Below are 17383 nucleotides of genomic sequence, written 5' to 3'. Positions count from 1 at the left end.
GCTTCTCCTTAGGCCGCAATGGCGTTCATGATCGCCGGCACGGTAAGTTCCGCCAGCGGGATCTCCGCGATCTGTTTGCGATCGCGCATGATGATCACCCGATCGGCATAGCCGACCAGTTCTTCCAGTTCGGAGGAGATGACCAGCAGCGCCAGGCCGTCGGCGCAGAGGGTTTCGATAAGGCGGATGATCTCGGCGTGGGCCCCCACGTCAATGCCGCGCGTCGGTTCGTCGAGGATGAGGAACTGCGGCCGCGTCAGCAGCCAGCGGGAGAGCAGCACTTTTTGCTGATTGCCGCCGGAGAGAAATTCAATCGGCTGCTCTGCACTCGGTGTGCGGATCCCCAGCTGGCGAATAAAGCGCGCCGCGATCTCGTTCTGCTCTTTGCGCGGGATCGGCCGCAGCCAGCCGCGCTGGGCCTGTAGCGCCAGAATGATATTCTCCCGCACCGAGGCGGCGGCGATAATGCCGTCGGTTTTGCGGTCTTCAGGGCAAAAACCGATGCCGAGGCAGGAAGCCTGATGCGGCGAGCGCAGCGTTTGCGGTTTGCCCTTGATCAGCGCGGTGCCCTGATCGGCGGGTTTGATACCGAAGATCACCTCGGCGGTTTCGGTGCGTCCGGAGCCTAACAGTCCCGCCAGGCCAACGATCTCACCCGGGCGAACCTCCAGATCGAAGGGAGCAATAACGCCTTTTTTACCAAAGTCTTTGAATGCGGCGACCGGTCTGTCGCTGAGCAGCGTGCGCCCGGCGCGTTGCAGCGCGTTGTTATCCAGCTCGCGGCCAAGCATCATTTTGACCAGCTCGATTTGCGGCAGCTCGCGCGTTTCTTTGCAGCCGACAAAGCTGCCGTTGCGCAGTACGGTGATGCGGTCGCTGACCTCATACACCTGATCGAGAAAGTGAGTGACAAAAACCAGGCTCACGCCCTGGTCGCGCAACTGACGCATCAGGGTAAACAGCATCTCCACTTCCTGGGTATCCAGGCTGGCGGTAGGTTCATCAAGGATCAGCACTTTTGCCGAGAGATCGATGGCGCGGCAAATGGCGACGATCTGCTGCATCGCCACGGAAAACCGGTTCAGCGGTTCACGCACGTCGAGGGAGAAGCCGTAGGACTCCATCAGTGCGGTGGCGCGTTTTTCCATCTCTTTACGGCGCAAAAAACCGAATCGCCGGGGTTCGCGGCCAATAAACAGGTTATCCGCCACCGACATGTTCGGCAGCAGGTTCACTTCCTGATAAACGGTGCCGATCCCCAGTTGCTGGGCATGGGCGGTATTTTTGGGCGCGATGCGTTCGCCTTCCAGATAAATAGCGCCGCGATCGGCGTGATAGACCCCGGTCAGCGCCTTAATCAGCGTCGATTTTCCCGCGCCGTTTTCACCGAGCAGCGCCATGATTTCGCCGCGCCTGAGGCTGAAATCGACGTTATCCAGCGCCTTCACGCCGGGGAAGAATTTGCTTAAGCCCTCTGTCCGGAGGATTTCCTGGTGTTGTTCTGTGGTCATGGTTCCCCCTGCGTCAAACCGGATGGCGCTACGCTTACCGGCCTGTAAAAGCACGTCTCAGGTCAGTAAGCGCAGCGTCACCCGGCAGGTTAAAGGCTTAGTAGCCCATGTTTTTCTTCTTCTCTAACTCTTCTTTCGCGGTATCCGGCAGGTAGAGCGTCGATTTGGTGATGGTGACTTTTTCCGGCTGCGTGCCGTCTTTTTTGAATTTTTCCAGCGCATCGAAGGCCGGGCCGGCCATGTTCGGCGTCAGCTCAACGCTGGCGTTGGCTTCGCCGTCGATCATCGCTTTATAAATATCCGGCACGCCGTCGATGGAGCCGGTCAGAATGTCTTTGCCCGGTTTGAGGCCCGCTTCTTTGATCGCCTGGATCGCGCCGATCGCCATGTCGTCGTTATGGGCGTAAACCATGCAGATATTTTTGCCGTTGTTTTCCGCCTTGATGAAGCTTTCCATGACCTCTTTCCCTTTACTGCGGGTGAAGTCGCCGGACTGGGAACGGATGATTTTGATATTCGACGTTTTGCTGATCGCCTCGGCGAAACCTTTCTTACGGTCGATGGCTACGCTTGCGCCAACGGTGCCCTGCAACTCCACGACGTTACACTGTTTGTCGCCGACGGTTTTCGCCAGCCATTCGCCGATCAAGCGGCCTTCCAGTACGTTGTCGGCGGTCACTGTGGTCATGTAGAGCGACTTATCTTTCACATCAATATTACGGTCAAGCAGGAAGACCGGGATCTCCGCCTCTTTCGCTTCTTTCAGGACCGGCTCCCAGCCTGTCGCCACCACAGGCGCGATAAAGATCGCATCCACGCCCTGGGCAATAAAGGAACGAACGGCTTTGATCTGGTTCTCCTGTTTTTGCTGACCATCGGCAATTTTCAGGGTAATTCCACGCTTTTCCGCTTCGCTTTTCGCAACGCTGGTTTCTGCGGCGCGCCAGCCGGATTCAGATCCGACCTGCGAAAAACCGACGGTTAAGGGTGCGGCCATCGCCATAGACGACATGGCTGCCGAAACTGCTGTGACAAGAAGTAAGCGCTTCCACATAGGGACATCCTCGTAGGGTTATTGTTGGCTATAACTTCACCTGCCCGGACACTATAGACAACCAGAGATGTAACAGAATGCGTTACATCACACTTCAGAAAAGTGAACGAAAGGTTAACAACCAGATGAGATCCAGCGCGCGAAAAGTGATGTTTTAACAGACCTATGACATACCTGGCATTTGCGGAATTTTTGCGTTTTACGGTGTCGCAAATCGCGCTGTGTAAACGCTTCCACAAATTTATTCAGTATGCAGCTAACTTTATGGACAATCCGCGCGTCAGATTGCTCCTGAATCCGTTATCAACAGACGACACGGCTGAAAACAGCCAGAGACTTTCCCAGGGAGTTAGCTATAATACCCGGCACTTGTTTGCACACATTTTAAAGGAAACAAACATGAGCTTATTGAACGTACCTGCCGGCAAAGATCTGCCAGAAGACATCTACGTTGTTATCGAGATCCCGGCCAATGCCGATCCGATCAAATACGAAATCGACAAAGACACCGGCGCGCTTTTTGTTGACCGCTTCATGTCGACTGCAATGTTCTATCCGTGCAACTACGGCTACATCAACAACACCCTGTCTCTGGACGGCGACCCGGTAGACGTGCTGGTACCGACGCCGTACCCGTTACAGCCAGGCTCTGTTGTACGCTGCCGTCCGGTTGGCGTGCTGAAAATGACCGACGAAGCGGGCGAAGACGCCAAGCTGGTTGCGGTTCCGCACACTAAACTGAGCAAAGAATACGATCACATCAAAGATGTGAACGACCTGCCGGAACTGCTGAAAGCGCAGATCACTCACTTCTTCGAGCACTACAAAGATCTCGAAAAAGGCAAATGGGTGAAAGTGGACGGCTGGGACAACGCCGAAGCGGCTAAAGCTGAAATCGTGGCCTCTTTCGAGCGCGCAGCGAAGAAATAATTCCGTATAGCGGGTTTATTTAAAGTATTACTATCAACGGACCCGCCAACAGCAGGGTCCGTTTTTTTATTCATTAACTAAATATATCAGTATTGCTGTATCCCGGATTTTGGGGATAATCTGAGCTAAATGGAGTTGGCTTTGAACAGTTATTTGCATTTCGTCCTGTTTTTTACAGGGCTGATCCTCTTCCTGCGCACCGCAGGACAGCAAAAAGGCTGGCGTCGGGCAACGATGGTCGGTTCGCTCATTTATCTGCTGCTTAATATTTTATATTTCGGCTGTAATTATTTTACCGGCGCCGGCATTAACCGCGCCGCCGTTTATACGCTGACGGATAACCTGACCGGCGCCGGGATCGCCCAGTATCTGTTACCCGCCGCAGGACTGGCCGCCTGTATGATCGTCAGTATGCTGTTACTGGGCTGGTTGTTTATGCGCGCCACCGGTCATGCCGGGCACAAAGGCCTGATGTGTGTGGCGATGCTATTAATAGTGGCGGCAATCAGCCTGATGCCTGCCACCGGCCAGCTTGCGGATATTGCTTATTCCCGGTACCGTAAAGCTAATTCTGACTTTCCTGAATATTTAATTAAACCAGCCACGAAGATAAATAATCCCGCTTATAACCTGGTGTATATTTATGCGGAAAGTCTTGAGCGGACCTTGTTTGACGAAAATAAATTCCCACGGCTGGTTCCCGATTTAAATCTTATCAGAAAATCTTCATTAGATTTTTCTGACACCAGGCAATTACCGGGGACAGATTTTACCATTGGCGGTATTGTCGCCTCGCAGTGCGGTATTCCCTTCTTCTCCCCTATGGATCGTAATTTCTCTGATAACCTGCGCAGTTTTTTTCCCTCGCTGATATGTCTTGGCGATATTCTTAAAAACTCAGGTTATGACAATTACTTTTATCAGGGCGCGGATCTGCGTTTTGCCAGTAAAGCGGCGTTTTTTAACACGCATGGCTTTCAGCATGTCGACGGATTGCAGGAGCAAAAAGACGCGCTGCCGGATAAGACGTACCTCAATGACTGGGGTCTGCACGATGACACCACTCTTAATGCGGTCTGGGAGAAATACCAGACGCTTACCGCGCAAAATAAGCCTTTCGCGCTCTTTGCTTTAACCGTGGATACGCATCCGCCGGTGGGATCCATTGCGAAAAGCTGTCAGCAAAAACGCTGGCAGGAGGGCAAAGACGAGGCGTTCAACGCCGTGCTGTGCAGCCAGGAAAATATCGCCACGCTGATTAATAAGATCAAAGCGTCGCCTGGCTTTAAAAATACGCTGATCGTGGTGTCCTCCGATCATCTGGCGATGGAGCCCATCGGCGGTCAGATTGCGCAAAAACAACCGCAGCGGGAAAATTTGTTTTTTATTCTGCGCGGCGATCGTTCACAGACGAAGGTTATTTCCCGGCCACGTAATACGATGGATAACGGGGCCACCGTGCTGGAATTACTCGGCGGCGATAACGCCATCGGGCTTGGCCGCAGTACCCTTTCACGTCCCTCCCTGTCCGCCACCTATACATCCCTTGAAACGCGTCTGCTGGACTGGGAGCCGGATATTATTCGTTTATGGTCGGGCGATCCGCAAAAGATTGACCAGTTAGTGATTAATCAGCAGAGCGGCAGCCTGTCGCTGGGCGATTTTAACTACACCCTGCCGGTGCTCTTCAAGGTAACGGAAGACAGCGTGCAGCCCTATCTTCCGGGCACCTATAACGCGCCGCTGAGTAAATACCTTGCCCATTTCGGGGCAGAGGATCGCTTTGTGTGGATCGATAAGTGCTTTCGCATTGCCCGCCTGGGGAAGCCTGAGCTGGCGACCGCACGGGAACTCTGCTTAGCGGAAGGCACGCTGGAGTCGGCGGTGAGCGTGCGGAGAATCCCGACGCCGGTTTATCAGACCAGAGTGGCATTTCCGCAGCACGACGATGATCGCGTGGACATTCATCAGCGGGTGAAAAGCCTTAATCAGACGCCAGACAGTGTGCGTTATCCGGCGGATCGCATCATGTTCGACATTGAAGGGTTCCCCCAACAGGTGAAGGCGGTGCGGGGGATTTCGTGGCAGGAGGACTGGGGACGCTGGTCGAATGCCAATATCGACCCGGCGGTAACCGTGGTTTATAAACGTCCCTTGCCGGACGCCTTTGACCTTACCCTGGTAGCCAAAGCCTCTGCCGCTAACATCGGGAAAAAGATTCTTGTGCGCGCCGGACAAGAAGAACATAGCCTGGTATTTGGTAGTGAAATTTCCACCCGAACGGTACGCTTTTCCGCGACCGGCGGTCCGACTGAACTGATCATCACGCCGCCCGACAGCGAGCCTGTTGATGAGGAAGGCCGTGGCGTCACGCTGGCAGAAACTCTTCAGCGCAGGCTGGGGATAGGGCTGGTGGAGCTGAAAATCACCCCTGCGCCTTAGTCAATCCACAAAAAACAACGCCACCCGAAGGTGGCGTTGTATTAATACCGGTCCCGATCCAGCCAGTTTCCCGTTTCAATCCAGGTGCGCCCGTCGACCGGACGCTGGTACACGTACATCCATGCACTGCCGTACGGTGTCTGGATCAACTGACGTTTATACTCACCGCCTGCGGTGCGTAATGCATCCAGTTCGGCAAGGGTCGCCGAATCGATACGATAGACTTCCCCCTGCACATGGCCCGCACCGGGCACCGCGCCAGGGTAGTGACCCAGACTGTACAGTCGAAAATCTTCAACATTATGATCGCCCAGCCACTGAGCGTTGGTCATCCAGTGGCTGTTGCCTTGCTTGCGTCGTAAACTGCCGTAGACAAATATTCGCATTGCTAAAACTCAAACTGATAGAGCAAATCAAGTGCCTGATCTATGCCAGACACCGCTTCGAGATAAAGCTTAGGCATCAGGCGATAGCGCAGCGTGAGCGTTGCCAGAGAATCAAAAATACCCACTCCATACTTCACCTGCAGACCCGGCAGTACATAGCCGCTGACCACCACCTGGGAGGAGTCCCCCACCCCGGCAGTATCCAGTGCCAGATTGCTGACGCCGAACGTCTCGCCGATTTTACCCACAACCTGCCCACTTTGTGCAACCCCCAGGCCAACAAGGGCCGAGGTCATCGCCGCGCTGTCGCTCTGATCGCTGTCGAGCGGCTGTCCGCGTAGTAAATAGGAGAGCGCTTCCTGCTGCGACATCGCCGGGTCGGAGAAGATCTCCGCCTTAGGTTCATCGGCGGTACCTGTCACCCGTACGCCTGCGATAACGTCGTTTTCGGTGGCCTCGGGGTTACGGATCGCTTCAATGTTAAGTAAAGGTTGATCCGGTGGGCCCGAGAACAATAACTCACCTTTGCGCACAATCAAATCCTGACCGTAGGCATGGAAGCGTCCTTCAGGGATATTTATTTGCCCGTTCAGGCCAAGCCCTTGATTATCCTGCGCAACTTTTAAATCGCCGTTCAGACGCGCTTTCAGGCCAAAGGCGTCCATACGCACGTTATTGCCCACATGCACGATCAGGTTACTGTTGATCGGGATGCTGGCGGACTGCGGTTTCTCCGGCTCCAGGTTGGCATTGAGCATCACTTCGTCGCTGGATACGCCGACCGCGCTCTCCGGCACGTCGTGCACCACGATGCGCGCCCACGGAATATCAATGCTGCCGTCGAGGGTGAACAGATCCGGCGTGGCGACAAACACCACGTCCGGCGAGGCATCCAGGCGGATCATCGGCGGTACGGTGATGCGTACTTTGCTGCCTTTGGCGGCAACCCGCGCGCGCCAGTTATCCAGCTGGCTCCAGTCCGCATCGCCGCTGAGGTTGATCTGCCCCTGCTGGGTGCGCACGACGCCCTGCAATGTGGAGCGCTGGCCGTTGAAGTTCATCGCCAGCTGGCTCGGCTGCATGTCGAACGGCATAAAGTTGCCGTCGATATCCACGCCGTTCAGCTGCATCTGCCCGAAGAGCTGCGGGCTTTGCGCATCCCCGGCCAGACGCAGGTTGGCGCTCAGCGTGCCCGCCGCTTTTTCGCCGCGCGAGAAGATGGCGTTGACCATGCCGATAGAGAAGTTGCGGATATTAACGTTGCCGCCCAGATTACGCCGCCCCTGCGGATCGGTGATCTGCACCTGGCCATCAAACTGACCGTTATTGGTCAGCCGCATCATCCAGCCGAGATCGGCGCGGTTATCCCGCAGCCGCGCGTTAAGGTTAAGCGTGTCGAAGGCCACCAGCAGCGGCGCGTCGTTGATGGTTTGCGTCACGCGCACGTTGCGCCCGGAGAGGGTCACTTCCCCCTGCGGCAGGCCCTCTTTCGTTGTATCCCAGCTGACGTCGGCTTTGCCGCTGAAAATGCCGCTGGCCTGGGTGGCGTCCGGCATAAAGGGTTTTACCATCGCCAGATCGAAGCGGTTAAGGTTCACCACCGCGCGCCCTTCGGCCCCGGCATCGATAGTTTGCGGTACGCACAGTTCTGCATTCGGGTTAGTCCAGCAGTGCGGCCCGATGCTGATCTTCTGCTCGCTGTTACGGTAATCCAGCGCAATCGCCCGGTTGAGGGACCAGGGGCCGACCGGGGTGGCGAAGCGGGTGTCGCTCAGATTGCCTTTCCAGCGCTGGGTGGCGCGGTCAAAGCTGCCCGCCAGTTTAAGCTGGCCGGATACCGGCTCGCCCTGCACACGCAGTTGCAGCTCGTGCTGTTTTTCGCTGCCTTTTGCATCCAGCTGTACCAGGCTCAGGTTAACGCCCGGCTGCGCAATGCGCTCGGCGCGCACGTTGAGGTGACCGGCGATCTGATCGGTGGATTTCACATCGCCATCCACACGCACGCTGGCGACCGACAGCTCCTGCCAGCGCAGCGCACGGGCGGTAATATCCGCCAGCACCTGCGGCGCATCGACGGTGCCGCGCACTTTCACCAGGCCTTTCGCCGTGCCGCCCAGACCCGGCAGCGCGTTATCCAGCCCCGGCGCGTTTATCACCGCATCAAGGTTAAGATCTTTAACGCCCAGCTCGCCTTTGACGTCGGCGCTGTTCGGCCCCAGTTGCAGATGCAGACCTGGGATCACCCATTGCAGATAGCTGTTCCCTTTCAGGGAGCCTTCCACATTCACTTTGTTTTGTTTAACGTTGCCGGTGATCTTCAGCTGCGGGACATCCATCTGCCAGCTGCCGCCGTACAGGCTACCGCGGGTTTTGATCGCGCCGTTCAGTTTTGACGGCCAGTCCGGGAATTCTTTGGCGGTATTGATGCCGTTGAGCGTCAGATCGCCGCGCCAGCTGATCGCCTGCTGCCAGTCGAGCAGCGCTTTCAGCTCGGTTTTCCCCTCCAGCGCCGCGACGGTCAGCTTGTCGAGATTGATCTGCTGCTCATTGCCCTTCGCATCCAGCAGGATGGTGGCGGGCGGTACGCTCTGCCCTTTGACCGCCGTGCGGAACGACAGGGTGTAATCGGTCATTTTGCCGCTGAGCTTCAGCTTCAGATCGTCGGCCTGATACTGCCGCTCGCCGGTAAAGGGCCAGTACAGCTGTTCGCTCACCACTTCCAGATTCAGGGGCAGACCCGCTTCGGCGAGCTGAGTTTGCGCGCGCAGTACCATATCCACCGGACCGGAAAGATTGATGCCGACATCGAGGGTTTCACGCAGCGCGCCGCCGACCTTGAGCTTCACTTTTTCGCCTTTCAGCGGATCGACGTTCAGCGTGCTGTTCAGCGTCAGATCCACCGGCCAGTTATTGCTGAGCTGCGCCGTACCGGTGGCGTTCACCGTGCCCTGGTTCGAGTCGATATCCAGCGCATCAAGCGCCATGTTGCCGTCCTGCGTGCTGACTTTCAGCAGCATGGTGCGCACCAGAATATCGGTATCGCCGGTCAGACGCAGGGATTCGCCGCGAAACTCCTCGATATTGAGATTCAGCGGCAGGTGCACATCGGTCATCTCCGGTAGCACCGGCTTTGAGAACAGATCTTTCAGGGTTTCACCCAGCGGCTTTTCGTCCGGGTGAGGGTTATTGATCTTCGGATCCACCACTTCTTCCTGCGCCACCTCCGCCACTTTCGGCAGCGCGATCAGCAGGCCCTGCAAATTCGTTGGCTTCAGCGTCAGGTTTTTCTCCTGCCAGTTCAGCCCGCTGGTGAATTCGATCACCGACACGGTGGTGTCGTCGATTTTAATGTTGATGTTATTGAGCGCCACGCGGCTTAAGGTGATGGCGTAAGGCGTGGAGAGATCCAGCGGGCCGGTATCCTCTTCTTCCACCTGTTCCGACTTCGGCATTTTCTTGCTGTCTATCGCCACGTTGATGTCTTTCAGCGACAGATCGTTAACGCACAGGCTGAAGTCACGCAGGCAGCCGAGCTTTACCGCCAGATGAATATCCCCGGCGTTAACCGCCACGCCAGGCTGGGTGTAGCTAAGATTTTTCAGATGCAGATCGCGCCAGCCGCCGGTGACCTGGCCAATTTCCAGCCCTGGCACCCAGCGATTCGCCGCTTTAAACAGCGTATGCAGGCCGGTAGTGGTGCCCACCAGAAAGGCGACGGTGCCCAGCAGCAGCAGGATGAAGATCAGTACGCCGAGGCTTATTTTCTTCCACAAACTCATAATTCAGGCCCCAGACCGATGTAAAACTGTAATCCGTGTTCGTCTTTGTCGCCGATGGGCACGGCGAGATCGAGCTTAATGGGGCCGACCGGCGACTGCCAGCGTACGCCGACGCCCGCGCCGGTTTTGAAATCGCTGCGGCGAATGTCGCTCACCGCTTCGCCGCTGTCGATGAAGGTCGCGCCCCACCATTTCCCGGTGACGTTGTACTGGTACTCCAGCGAGCCGGTCGCCAGTTTCGACGCCCCTTTCAGCTTGCCGTCGTCATCCTTCGGCGAAATGGATTTGTATTTATAACCGCGGATGCTGCGATCGCCCCCGGCGAAGAAGCGCAGATCCGGCGGCACTTTGTCGAAATCGCCGGTCTCGATCCAGCCGAGGTTGCCGCGCGCCACAAAGCGATGGCGATCGGCAAGGGTACGGATCCAGACGTTCTGCGCCTGCAACACCGAGAAATCGACGTCCGAGCCCCATGCGGTGTTGGAGTAATCAATGGAGTAGCGCTGGGAGTCGCCCCAGGTCGGCATCAGGCCGCCGCGCGAGCGGGTACGGCTGATCATCACGCCCGGATAGAGCAGCATGGTAGTGTTGGTAACGTTGCCCTGGGTAAAGTGATCGAGACTCCAGCGCAGGTTAATGGCGCGCTGCCAGCCGCTGGAGAGATCCCAGTAGCGGGACACCGCCAGCGTGGTGGAATCCGCTTCCGTATCGTTCAGATCGGTGCGCTTAAGGCCGCCCTGCACCAGGTAATACTGCTCCAGCGGATTTTTCAGCAGCGGTACTTTGTAGCTGAAATCCAGTTGCTGTTCCGGGGCGGAAATACTGGCGTTGGTGATCAGGCTGTGGCCGTAAGAGTTCATCCACGGCTTTTTCCACGACGCCTTCACCCGCGGCCCGACGTCGGTGGAGTAACCCACGCCGGTTTCAATGGTGTTTTCCGTTCGCGGCGATACCACGCCATGCAGCGGCAGCACTTTGGTTTTGCGCGACTTTTCAAATTCCGGCGCGACGATCACCGAGTTAAACCAGCCGGTGGCGGACAGACGCCGGTTCAGCTCTGCCAGGTCTTTGGTCTGGTAGTAATCGCCCTCCTTAAAGGGCACCAGATTTTGCAGGTACTCATCGCGAATTTGCGAGCCTTCGAAAGTCACTTCACCAAAGCGGTAGCGCGTGCCGCTGTCGTAATCAATATCCCAGAACGCCTGATGGCGATCGAGGGCGACGCCCAGCTGGCTTTTATTAAACTTGCTGTCGAAATAGCCTTTGCGCAGGGCAACGTTGGTGAGGGATTTTTTAAAGCTGTCGTAATCGTGATGATTCAGTACGGTGCCGGTAGCCGGACGGGTTTTCAGCAGGTCGAGATAGTCATGATCGGTGCGGGCGCCGCCGCGCAGGATCACATCCGTACCGCCGATACGCACCGGTTCGCCCGGCGATACGCGGGCGATCAGCACCTGGCGGCCTTTGGCCGGCGGCGGGCGCAGATCAAATTCAATGGTCGGCTCGTAGTAGCCAAGCGCTTTCAGACCGTCACGGATGGCGTCATCCACGCGAGCGCGAAAGCGGCGATCGGGGGTGACCTCATCGCTTTCAATCGTCGACAGCTGTGCGCGGACGTTTTTTTGTAGCGCGCCTGATAACCCCTCTACCTGCAAACGGACGTTTGCCGCAAAGGCGTGACCGCTTGCCAGCAGTAAAGTGGCAATACCTATAAGACGGATCTGTGGCACGTTCTCTCCTGAATATCCTTGTCCTGGCCCTGGAAGGAAACCAAAATGCCGCTCCCGGCTTAACAATAATTCAACAATGCGGGTTGAAAAACAGACGACAACCTCAATATTTCTTATGTTTAAATTTAGCCGTATTTAAAGCACTTATTGTGTTAAAAGACGAGCGCCGTTACAACCCTAACCACAATTCCCTTTCCCCGGAGGCCACACCGTGAGTCTATTTGATAAAAAACACCTTGTTACTCAGTCGGATGCACTGCCGGGCCGTAACACGCCGATGCCGGTTGCCAGTCTGCATGCGGTCAATGAACACTCGATGACGCATGTCCCGGACGGGATGGACGTCGCATTTTTCGCCATGGGCTGCTTCTGGGGCGTTGAACGTTTGTTCTGGGTTTTACCCGGCGTTTACAGCACCGCCGCAGGCTATATGGGCGGTTACACGCCGAACCCGACCTACCGCGAAGTGTGCAGCGGTCAGACCGGCCATGCCGAAGCCGTGCGCGTGGTCTACGATCCGAACGTTATCAGCTATGAACAGCTGTTGCAGGTGTTCTGGGAAAATCACGATCCCGCTCAGGGGATGCGTCAGGGCAATGACCACGGCACCCAGTACCGCTCGGCGATTTACCCCCTGACGCCGGAACAGGACGCCGCGGCGAAAGCCAGCCTTGAGCGTTTCCAGGCCGCCATGCGCGCAGCGGGGGATGACCGTACGGTCACCACCGAAATCAAGACCGCCGGGCCGTTTTACTATGCGGAAGATGACCATCAGCAGTATCTGCATAAAAACCCGTACGGCTACTGCGGTATCGGTGGTATCGGCGTCTGTCTGCCACCGCAGGGCACGGCGTAATCGTCTCCCCTCACCCCGGCCCTCTCCCGGCGGGAGAGGGAGATCGAGCCAGTCCCCTCTCCTGGCGGGAGATCGAGAACGAGCCAGTCCCCTCTCCTGACGGGAGATCGAGAACGAGCCAGTCCCTCTCCCTGGGGAGAGGGTTAGGGTGAGGGGAAGGCCTGCGCTGCATGGCGGGTCGCCTGGCTGACCGTCCCGAACTCCACCAGCCGCCCCGGTAGCAGCAGATTAAACACCGGGGCCTGCGGGCGGTTAAGCCGCGTCTGTAACATATGCACCGCCTCCACGCCCAGCTCACGGCAGGGCACCGCAATACCGGTCACGCTGCCGTCCAGTTGCCCTTCCACATCCGTGCTGATAAGCGACACATCCTGCGGTACCCGCAGCCCGCGCTGCGCCAGCATCCGCTGAATACCCGCCGTCATATCGGCGCTGCCGCACAGCAGCGCCTGCGGCCACTGATCCGCAGGCCGGGCGTCGAACCACTGCGCCAGCCGTTGGGCGGCCTCGTCGCCGCCAAAGCCTTCCGTCACCAGCAGATCCGTTGCCGCCTCAAAGGCCACATGAAAATGACGGTACGCCTCCAGGATGCCTTCCAGCCGCACAGACAGGGTTTCGCGCCGCAGGGTGGTGATGGTGAGAATGCGCCGGTGCCCGTGGGCCAGCAGATGCCGCGCGGCGTTAAAACCGATGGCGCGGTGATCCGGCGACACCGCGTCGAGGCGGCTTTCACGGTTACTGGCGTTGATCAGCACACAGGGTTTACCGAGCGTCTGCGCCAGCCGGTGAACCGCCGGATCGTCGATGCCGATAATGATCAGCGCGCTGATATTTTTGTGGCCCGCTTTTGCCAGAAAGCGCGCCAGATCGGCGTCCTGCTCCTCCAGGCTGCAATAGCTCAGGTGAACATCATGGGCGGCGGTGGCCCCGGCAATACCGCGCGTCACCGCATGATAAAAGGGATCGCCACCCATGCTGAAAGTGCGTGCCGGGGCGAAGACGGCAATGTCGTTGATCAGCAGACGGCCGCATGCCAGCGCATCGAGCACGCCAAGCCGCCGCGCGCAGCTGACAATCGTCTCACGCGCTTTCGCGCTGGTGGCGGCTTTGCCGCTTAATACCCGCGAGACGGTGCTGACGGAGTAGCCCGTCTGTGCGGCAATGGCGTCCATTTTCAGCTTTCCTGCCATAGTGTGATCCTGCTCGCAATCAATACCTGCAAATTTTTGCAGCGCCAGTATGATGATTTTAAAACCCTTTTTCAGAGTGCCGCGCAGTTTCCTCGCCTCCCTGCGAGCATTCTCACAAATTGTGTTTGTCGCCGGTTTGCCGCGTCTCTATTTTCCCGTTATTCCCACTGATCCCCAAAGGTGAGCAATGAAAAAGGTTCGTTTTGGCATTATCGGCATCGGCAATATCGGCACGGTGCACGCCCGCTATCTGCTGGCCGGAAAAATCGGCGACGCCTGCCTTGCCGCCGTCTGCGATAATAATTCTGCGAAACATGCGGCGATACGCGCGCTGGTGGGCGAGGCCGTGCCGCTGTTTGATGACGCCCGGGCGATGCTGCAAAGCGGGCTTATCGACGCGGTGATCGTCGCCACGCCGCACTACGATCATCCCCGGCTGTCGATGCTGGCGATGCGCCAGGGTATCCATACGCTGTGCGAGAAACCGGCGGGCGTCTACACCGCTCAGGTGCGGGAGATGAACGCCTGCGCGCGCGAGTGCGATGTGGTGTTCGGCATCATGTACAACCAGCGCCCGACGCCGCTTTATCAGAAAGTGAAGGACCTGATTGTCAGCGGCGAGCTGGGAGAAATTCGCCGCTCGACCTGGATCATCACCAACTGGTATCGCTCGCAGAGTTACTACAACTCCGGCGGCTGGCGGGCGACGTGGAAAGGTGAAGGCGGCGGCGTGCTGCTGAATCAGGATCCGCATCAGCTCGATCTCTGGCAGTGGCTGGTGGGCATGCCGGTACGCCTGCGGGCGTTCTGTCACTTCGGCAAGCGCCGGCAGATTGAAGTGGAAGATGAGGTCACCGCCTACGCCGAATACGCCAACGGCGCAACGGGCGTGTTTATTACCAGCGTCGCCGAAACGCCGGGGACTAATCGCCTGGAGATCGCAGGCGATCGCGGCAAAGTTGTGGTGGAAGACGGCGCTTTACGCTTCTGGCGTCTGCGCGAATCCGAACCGGACTTCAATGCCCGCTGGCAGCACGGTTTTGGCGAGCCGGAATGCTGGCAAGTCACCCTCCCCGTCGCCGCGCCGTGCAGCGATCATCAGGTTATTACCGCCAACTTCACCGCCGCTATTCTGCGCGGCGAGCCGCTGATCGCGCCAGGCTGCGAAGGCATCCACGGCCTGACGCTCTCTAACGCCATGCACCTCTCCACCTGGACGGACGACTGGGTTGAACTGCCGCTGGACGAAGCGCGCTATCTGCAACTGTTACAGGAGCGCATCGCGCAATCGGCAGAGAAAAACGTTGAAAACCGCACCCTGGACGCTTCCGGTACCTGGTGATTGCCAAAGGACACAAAGATGAACAAACAGGATGGAATGCATTATGCCCCGACGGGCAAACCGCAGCCGGTAGTGGGCAGCGGGGAATTTGTTTTTGCCGCCGTGGCGCTCGATCACGGGCATATTTACGGTATGTGCAACGGTCTGACGGAGGCGGGCGCGACCCTGAAATGGGTTTATGATGCGGACGCGGCCAGGGTGGAAAAATTCCTCGAACAGTATCCGCAGGCGCAGGCGGCCGCCTCGCTGGAGGTTATTCTGCGCGATCCCGGGGTGAAGCTGGTGGCGGCAGCGGCGGTTCCGTCGGAACGCTGCCCGCTGGGGCTTAAGGTAATGGCCGCCGGAAAAGATTATTTCACCGACAAAGCGCCGCTTATCAGCCTGGAACAGCTGGCGGACGCGAAGGCGATGGTGGCGAAAACCGGGCGCAAATACGCGGTCTACTACAGCGAGCGGCTGCATGTGGAAAGCGCGGTCTTTGCCGGACAACTGGTGGCGCAGGGGGCGATTGGTCGGGTGATCCAGACGCTCGGCACTGGGCCGCACCGCGAAGGCCACGGCCGCCCGGACTGGTTCTACGATCGCCGCTATTATGGCGGTATTCTCTGCGACATCGGCAGCCATCAGATCGAACAGTTTCTGTTTTATACCGGCAACCAGGACGCGCGCATCCTGGCAAGCCAGGTGCGCAATGTTAACCATCCGCAGTATCCCACCTTTGAAGATTTTGGCGATGCCATGCTGGCGGGGGAGAACGGCGCGAGCGGCTATTTCCGCTGTGACTGGTTCACGCCGGACGGGCTGTCCACCTGGGGCGACGGCCGCCTGACGCTGCTCGGCACCGAAGGTTATATCGAGATCCGCAAATACATCGACCTGTCGCGCGGCGAGCAGGACGTGGTCTATCTGGTGAATCAGGCGGGCGAATTCCGTTATCCCGTCGCCGGAAAAATTGGCTTCCCCTATTTTGGCGCGCTGATACTCGACTGTCTGCACCGCACCGAAAACGCCATGACCCAGGCTCACGCGTTCAAAGCGGCAGAGCTGTGCGTGCGGGCGCAAATGCTGGCAAACGCCCGTCAGCCGGAGGCGTAAATGGACAGGCTTAACGTCGCCATCATTGGCGCGGGGGCGATCCATGGCTGCCACGTGGCGGCGCTGCAACATACGCCCGGGGTGAGCCTGCACGCGCTGGTGGACATCGACGCGGAAAAAGGCGCGGCGCTGGCCCGCCGCTACGGCTGCCGTTTTTATCAGGATTATCGCGAGATGCTCACGGACATGAACATCGACGCGGTGCATATCTGTACCCCGCACCATCTGCACCGGGAGATGATCATCGCGGCGCTTGCCGCCGGAAAGCAGGTGTTCAGCGAAAAGCCGGTCGGCCTGTCGCTGGCAGAGGTGGCGCAGATCCGGGAAGCGGCTGCCGGTGCTAAGGGCGTGCTCGGCCTGTGCTTTCAGAATCGCTATAACCCCACCAGCCAGGCGATCCGGGCGCAGCTGGCGGATGGCGGCATCGGCCAGCTGCGGGGCATGAAGGCCAGCCTGACGTGGTCGCGCGGCGGTGATTACTACAGGCCTGGCGGCTGGCGCGGACGCTTTGCCACCGAGGGCGGCAGCCTGCTGATCAATCAGGCGATTCACACCCTCGATCTGATGCAGTGGTTCGCGGGCGGCGTGACGCGGGTAAAAGGCGTGGTCGACAGCACCTTATTAAGCGGGGTGATCGAGACAGAAGACAGCGCGATGGCGACGCTGGAATTTAGCGGCGGGGCGTATGGCGTGTTCCATGCCACCACCTGCTACTCAGCAGATGCCGCGCTTTCCCTTGAAATTGACGGCGAACGGGGACGCTTACGGCTGGAGGAAAATCAGCTCTGGCGCATTACCGACAATGTTCGCACGCTGCTGGCGCAGGATACCCCGCCAGACGGCGAAGCCAGAAACTACTGGGGCGATGGCCACCGGCGGGCGATCCAGCAGTTTTATGCCACCGTGCGCGATCCCACACGGCCTGTGCATATCTCCCTTGAGGATGCCGCCTGCGCGCAGGCGATAGTCGAGGCGATCTACCGCTCCTCGCAGATCCGGCAATGGATAAGCCTGGCGCAATGAAGGCGGTGTATTACTGACCAAGCCCGTTCTGGCAACCCAACGCTG

12 protein-coding genes are annotated in these 17383 nt (G+C 58.1%); 6 read left to right on the top strand and 6 right to left on the bottom strand.

The window, feature by feature from the left end; all coding sequences use genetic code 11:
- Positions 1-8 precede the first annotated feature (8 nt).
- Positions 9-1511, bottom strand: a complete 1503-nt coding sequence (ytfR, locus tag BMF08_RS07985; protein ID WP_072570331.1) for a galactofuranose ABC transporter, ATP-binding protein YtfR — start codon at positions 1509-1511, stop codon at positions 9-11.
- A gap of 97 nt (positions 1512-1608) precedes the next feature.
- Entirely contained in the window at positions 1609-2565 is a 957-nt protein-coding gene (gene ytfQ / locus BMF08_RS07980; RefSeq protein WP_072570330.1) for a galactofuranose ABC transporter, galactofuranose-binding protein YtfQ, read from the bottom strand.
- A gap of 399 nt (positions 2566-2964) precedes the next feature.
- Here ytfQ and ppa point away from each other — a divergent pair, with 399 nt between their 5' ends.
- Both ppa and opgB read left to right on the top strand, forming a co-directional pair.
- Positions 2965-3495 carry an inorganic diphosphatase gene (gene ppa / locus BMF08_RS07975; RefSeq protein ID WP_072570329.1) on the top strand — a complete coding sequence of 177 codons (531 nt, stop codon included), beginning with the start codon at positions 2965-2967 and terminating at the stop codon, positions 3493-3495.
- A gap of 141 nt (positions 3496-3636) precedes the next feature.
- Complete coding sequence (gene opgB, locus BMF08_RS07970) at positions 3637-5937, top strand: phosphatidylglycerol--membrane-oligosaccharide glycerophosphotransferase (protein ID WP_158684880.1); 2301 nt, start codon at positions 3637-3639, stop codon at positions 5935-5937.
- Between the two features lie 41 nt (positions 5938-5978).
- On the opposite strand, the gene BMF08_RS07965 is transcribed toward opgB, so the two are convergent.
- From BMF08_RS07965 to tamA, 3 genes are read right to left on the bottom strand one after another with little or no spacing between them, the layout of a single operon-like run.
- Positions 5979-6323, bottom strand: a complete 345-nt coding sequence (locus BMF08_RS07965; protein ID WP_072570327.1) for a gamma-glutamylcyclotransferase family protein — start codon at positions 6321-6323, stop codon at positions 5979-5981.
- A gap of 2 nt (positions 6324-6325) precedes the next feature.
- Entirely contained in the window at positions 6326-10102 is a 3777-nt protein-coding gene (tamB, locus tag BMF08_RS07960) for an autotransporter assembly complex protein TamB (RefSeq protein ID WP_072570326.1), read from the bottom strand.
- Positions 10099-11832 (bottom strand): autotransporter assembly complex protein TamA, encoded by a 1734-nt coding sequence (gene tamA, locus BMF08_RS07955; protein WP_072570325.1) that lies wholly within the window; start codon positions 11830-11832, stop codon positions 10099-10101. The genes tamB and tamA overlap by 4 nt, the downstream gene beginning before the upstream one ends.
- A 211-nt stretch (positions 11833-12043) precedes the next feature.
- Here tamA and msrA point away from each other — a divergent pair, with 211 nt between their 5' ends.
- Positions 12044-12688 carry a peptide-methionine (S)-S-oxide reductase MsrA gene (msrA, locus tag BMF08_RS07950; RefSeq protein ID WP_072570324.1) on the top strand — a complete coding sequence of 215 codons (645 nt, stop codon included), beginning with the start codon at positions 12044-12046 and terminating at the stop codon, positions 12686-12688.
- A gap of 143 nt (positions 12689-12831) precedes the next feature.
- Here the strand turns inward: msrA and BMF08_RS07945 are convergent, their stop codons facing one another.
- Entirely contained in the window at positions 12832-13878 is a 1047-nt protein-coding gene (locus BMF08_RS07945; protein WP_072570323.1) for a LacI family DNA-binding transcriptional regulator, read from the bottom strand.
- A gap of 187 nt (positions 13879-14065) precedes the next feature.
- On the opposite strand from BMF08_RS07945, the gene BMF08_RS07940 reads away from it, so the two are divergent.
- From BMF08_RS07940 to BMF08_RS07930, 3 genes are read left to right on the top strand one after another with little or no spacing between them, the layout of a single operon-like run.
- A complete protein-coding gene (locus tag BMF08_RS07940) occupies positions 14066-15220 on the top strand; it encodes a Gfo/Idh/MocA family protein (RefSeq protein ID WP_072570322.1) in 1155 nt (384 codons plus the stop codon).
- Positions 15221-15238: 18 nt separating this feature from the next.
- Entirely contained in the window at positions 15239-16315 is a 1077-nt protein-coding gene (locus BMF08_RS07935; protein WP_072570321.1) for a Gfo/Idh/MocA family protein, read from the top strand.
- Positions 16316-17338: a Gfo/Idh/MocA family protein gene (locus BMF08_RS07930; protein ID WP_072570320.1), complete on the top strand. Its 1023-nt coding sequence runs from the start codon at positions 16316-16318 to the stop codon at positions 17336-17338. It abuts the gene before it with no gap.
- The last annotated feature ends 45 nt before the right edge of the window (positions 17339-17383 follow it).

Origin of the sequence: Enterobacter sp. SA187, from assembly GCF_001888805.2 — a bacterium.
Classification (GTDB): Bacteria; Pseudomonadota; Gammaproteobacteria; order Enterobacterales; family Enterobacteriaceae; genus Enterobacter_D.
This window is presented reverse-complemented; position numbering and strand designations above follow the sequence as displayed.

Excerpts from the sequence above, each read along its gene's own strand:
- ytfR (WP_072570331.1), bottom strand. The coding sequence starts at position 1,511 with ATGACCACAGAACAACACCAGGAAATCCTCCGGACAGAGGGCTTAAGC.
- ytfQ (WP_072570330.1), bottom strand. The coding sequence starts at position 2,565 with ATGTGGAAGCGCTTACTTCTTGTCACAGCAGTTTCGGCAGCCATGTCG.
- ppa (WP_072570329.1), top strand. The coding sequence starts at position 2,965 with ATGAGCTTATTGAACGTACCTGCCGGCAAAGATCTGCCAGAAGACATC.
- BMF08_RS07965 (WP_072570327.1), bottom strand. The coding sequence starts at position 6,323 with ATGCGAATATTTGTCTACGGCAGTTTACGACGCAAGCAAGGCAACAGC.
- tamB (WP_072570326.1), bottom strand. The coding sequence starts at position 10,102 with ATGAGTTTGTGGAAGAAAATAAGCCTCGGCGTACTGATCTTCATCCTG.
- BMF08_RS07945 (WP_072570323.1), bottom strand. The coding sequence starts at position 13,878 with ATGGCAGGAAAGCTGAAAATGGACGCCATTGCCGCACAGACGGGCTAC.
- BMF08_RS07940 (WP_072570322.1), top strand. The coding sequence starts at position 14,066 with ATGAAAAAGGTTCGTTTTGGCATTATCGGCATCGGCAATATCGGCACG.
- BMF08_RS07935 (WP_072570321.1), top strand. The coding sequence starts at position 15,239 with ATGAACAAACAGGATGGAATGCATTATGCCCCGACGGGCAAACCGCAG.
- BMF08_RS07930 (WP_072570320.1), top strand. The coding sequence starts at position 16,316 with ATGGACAGGCTTAACGTCGCCATCATTGGCGCGGGGGCGATCCATGGC.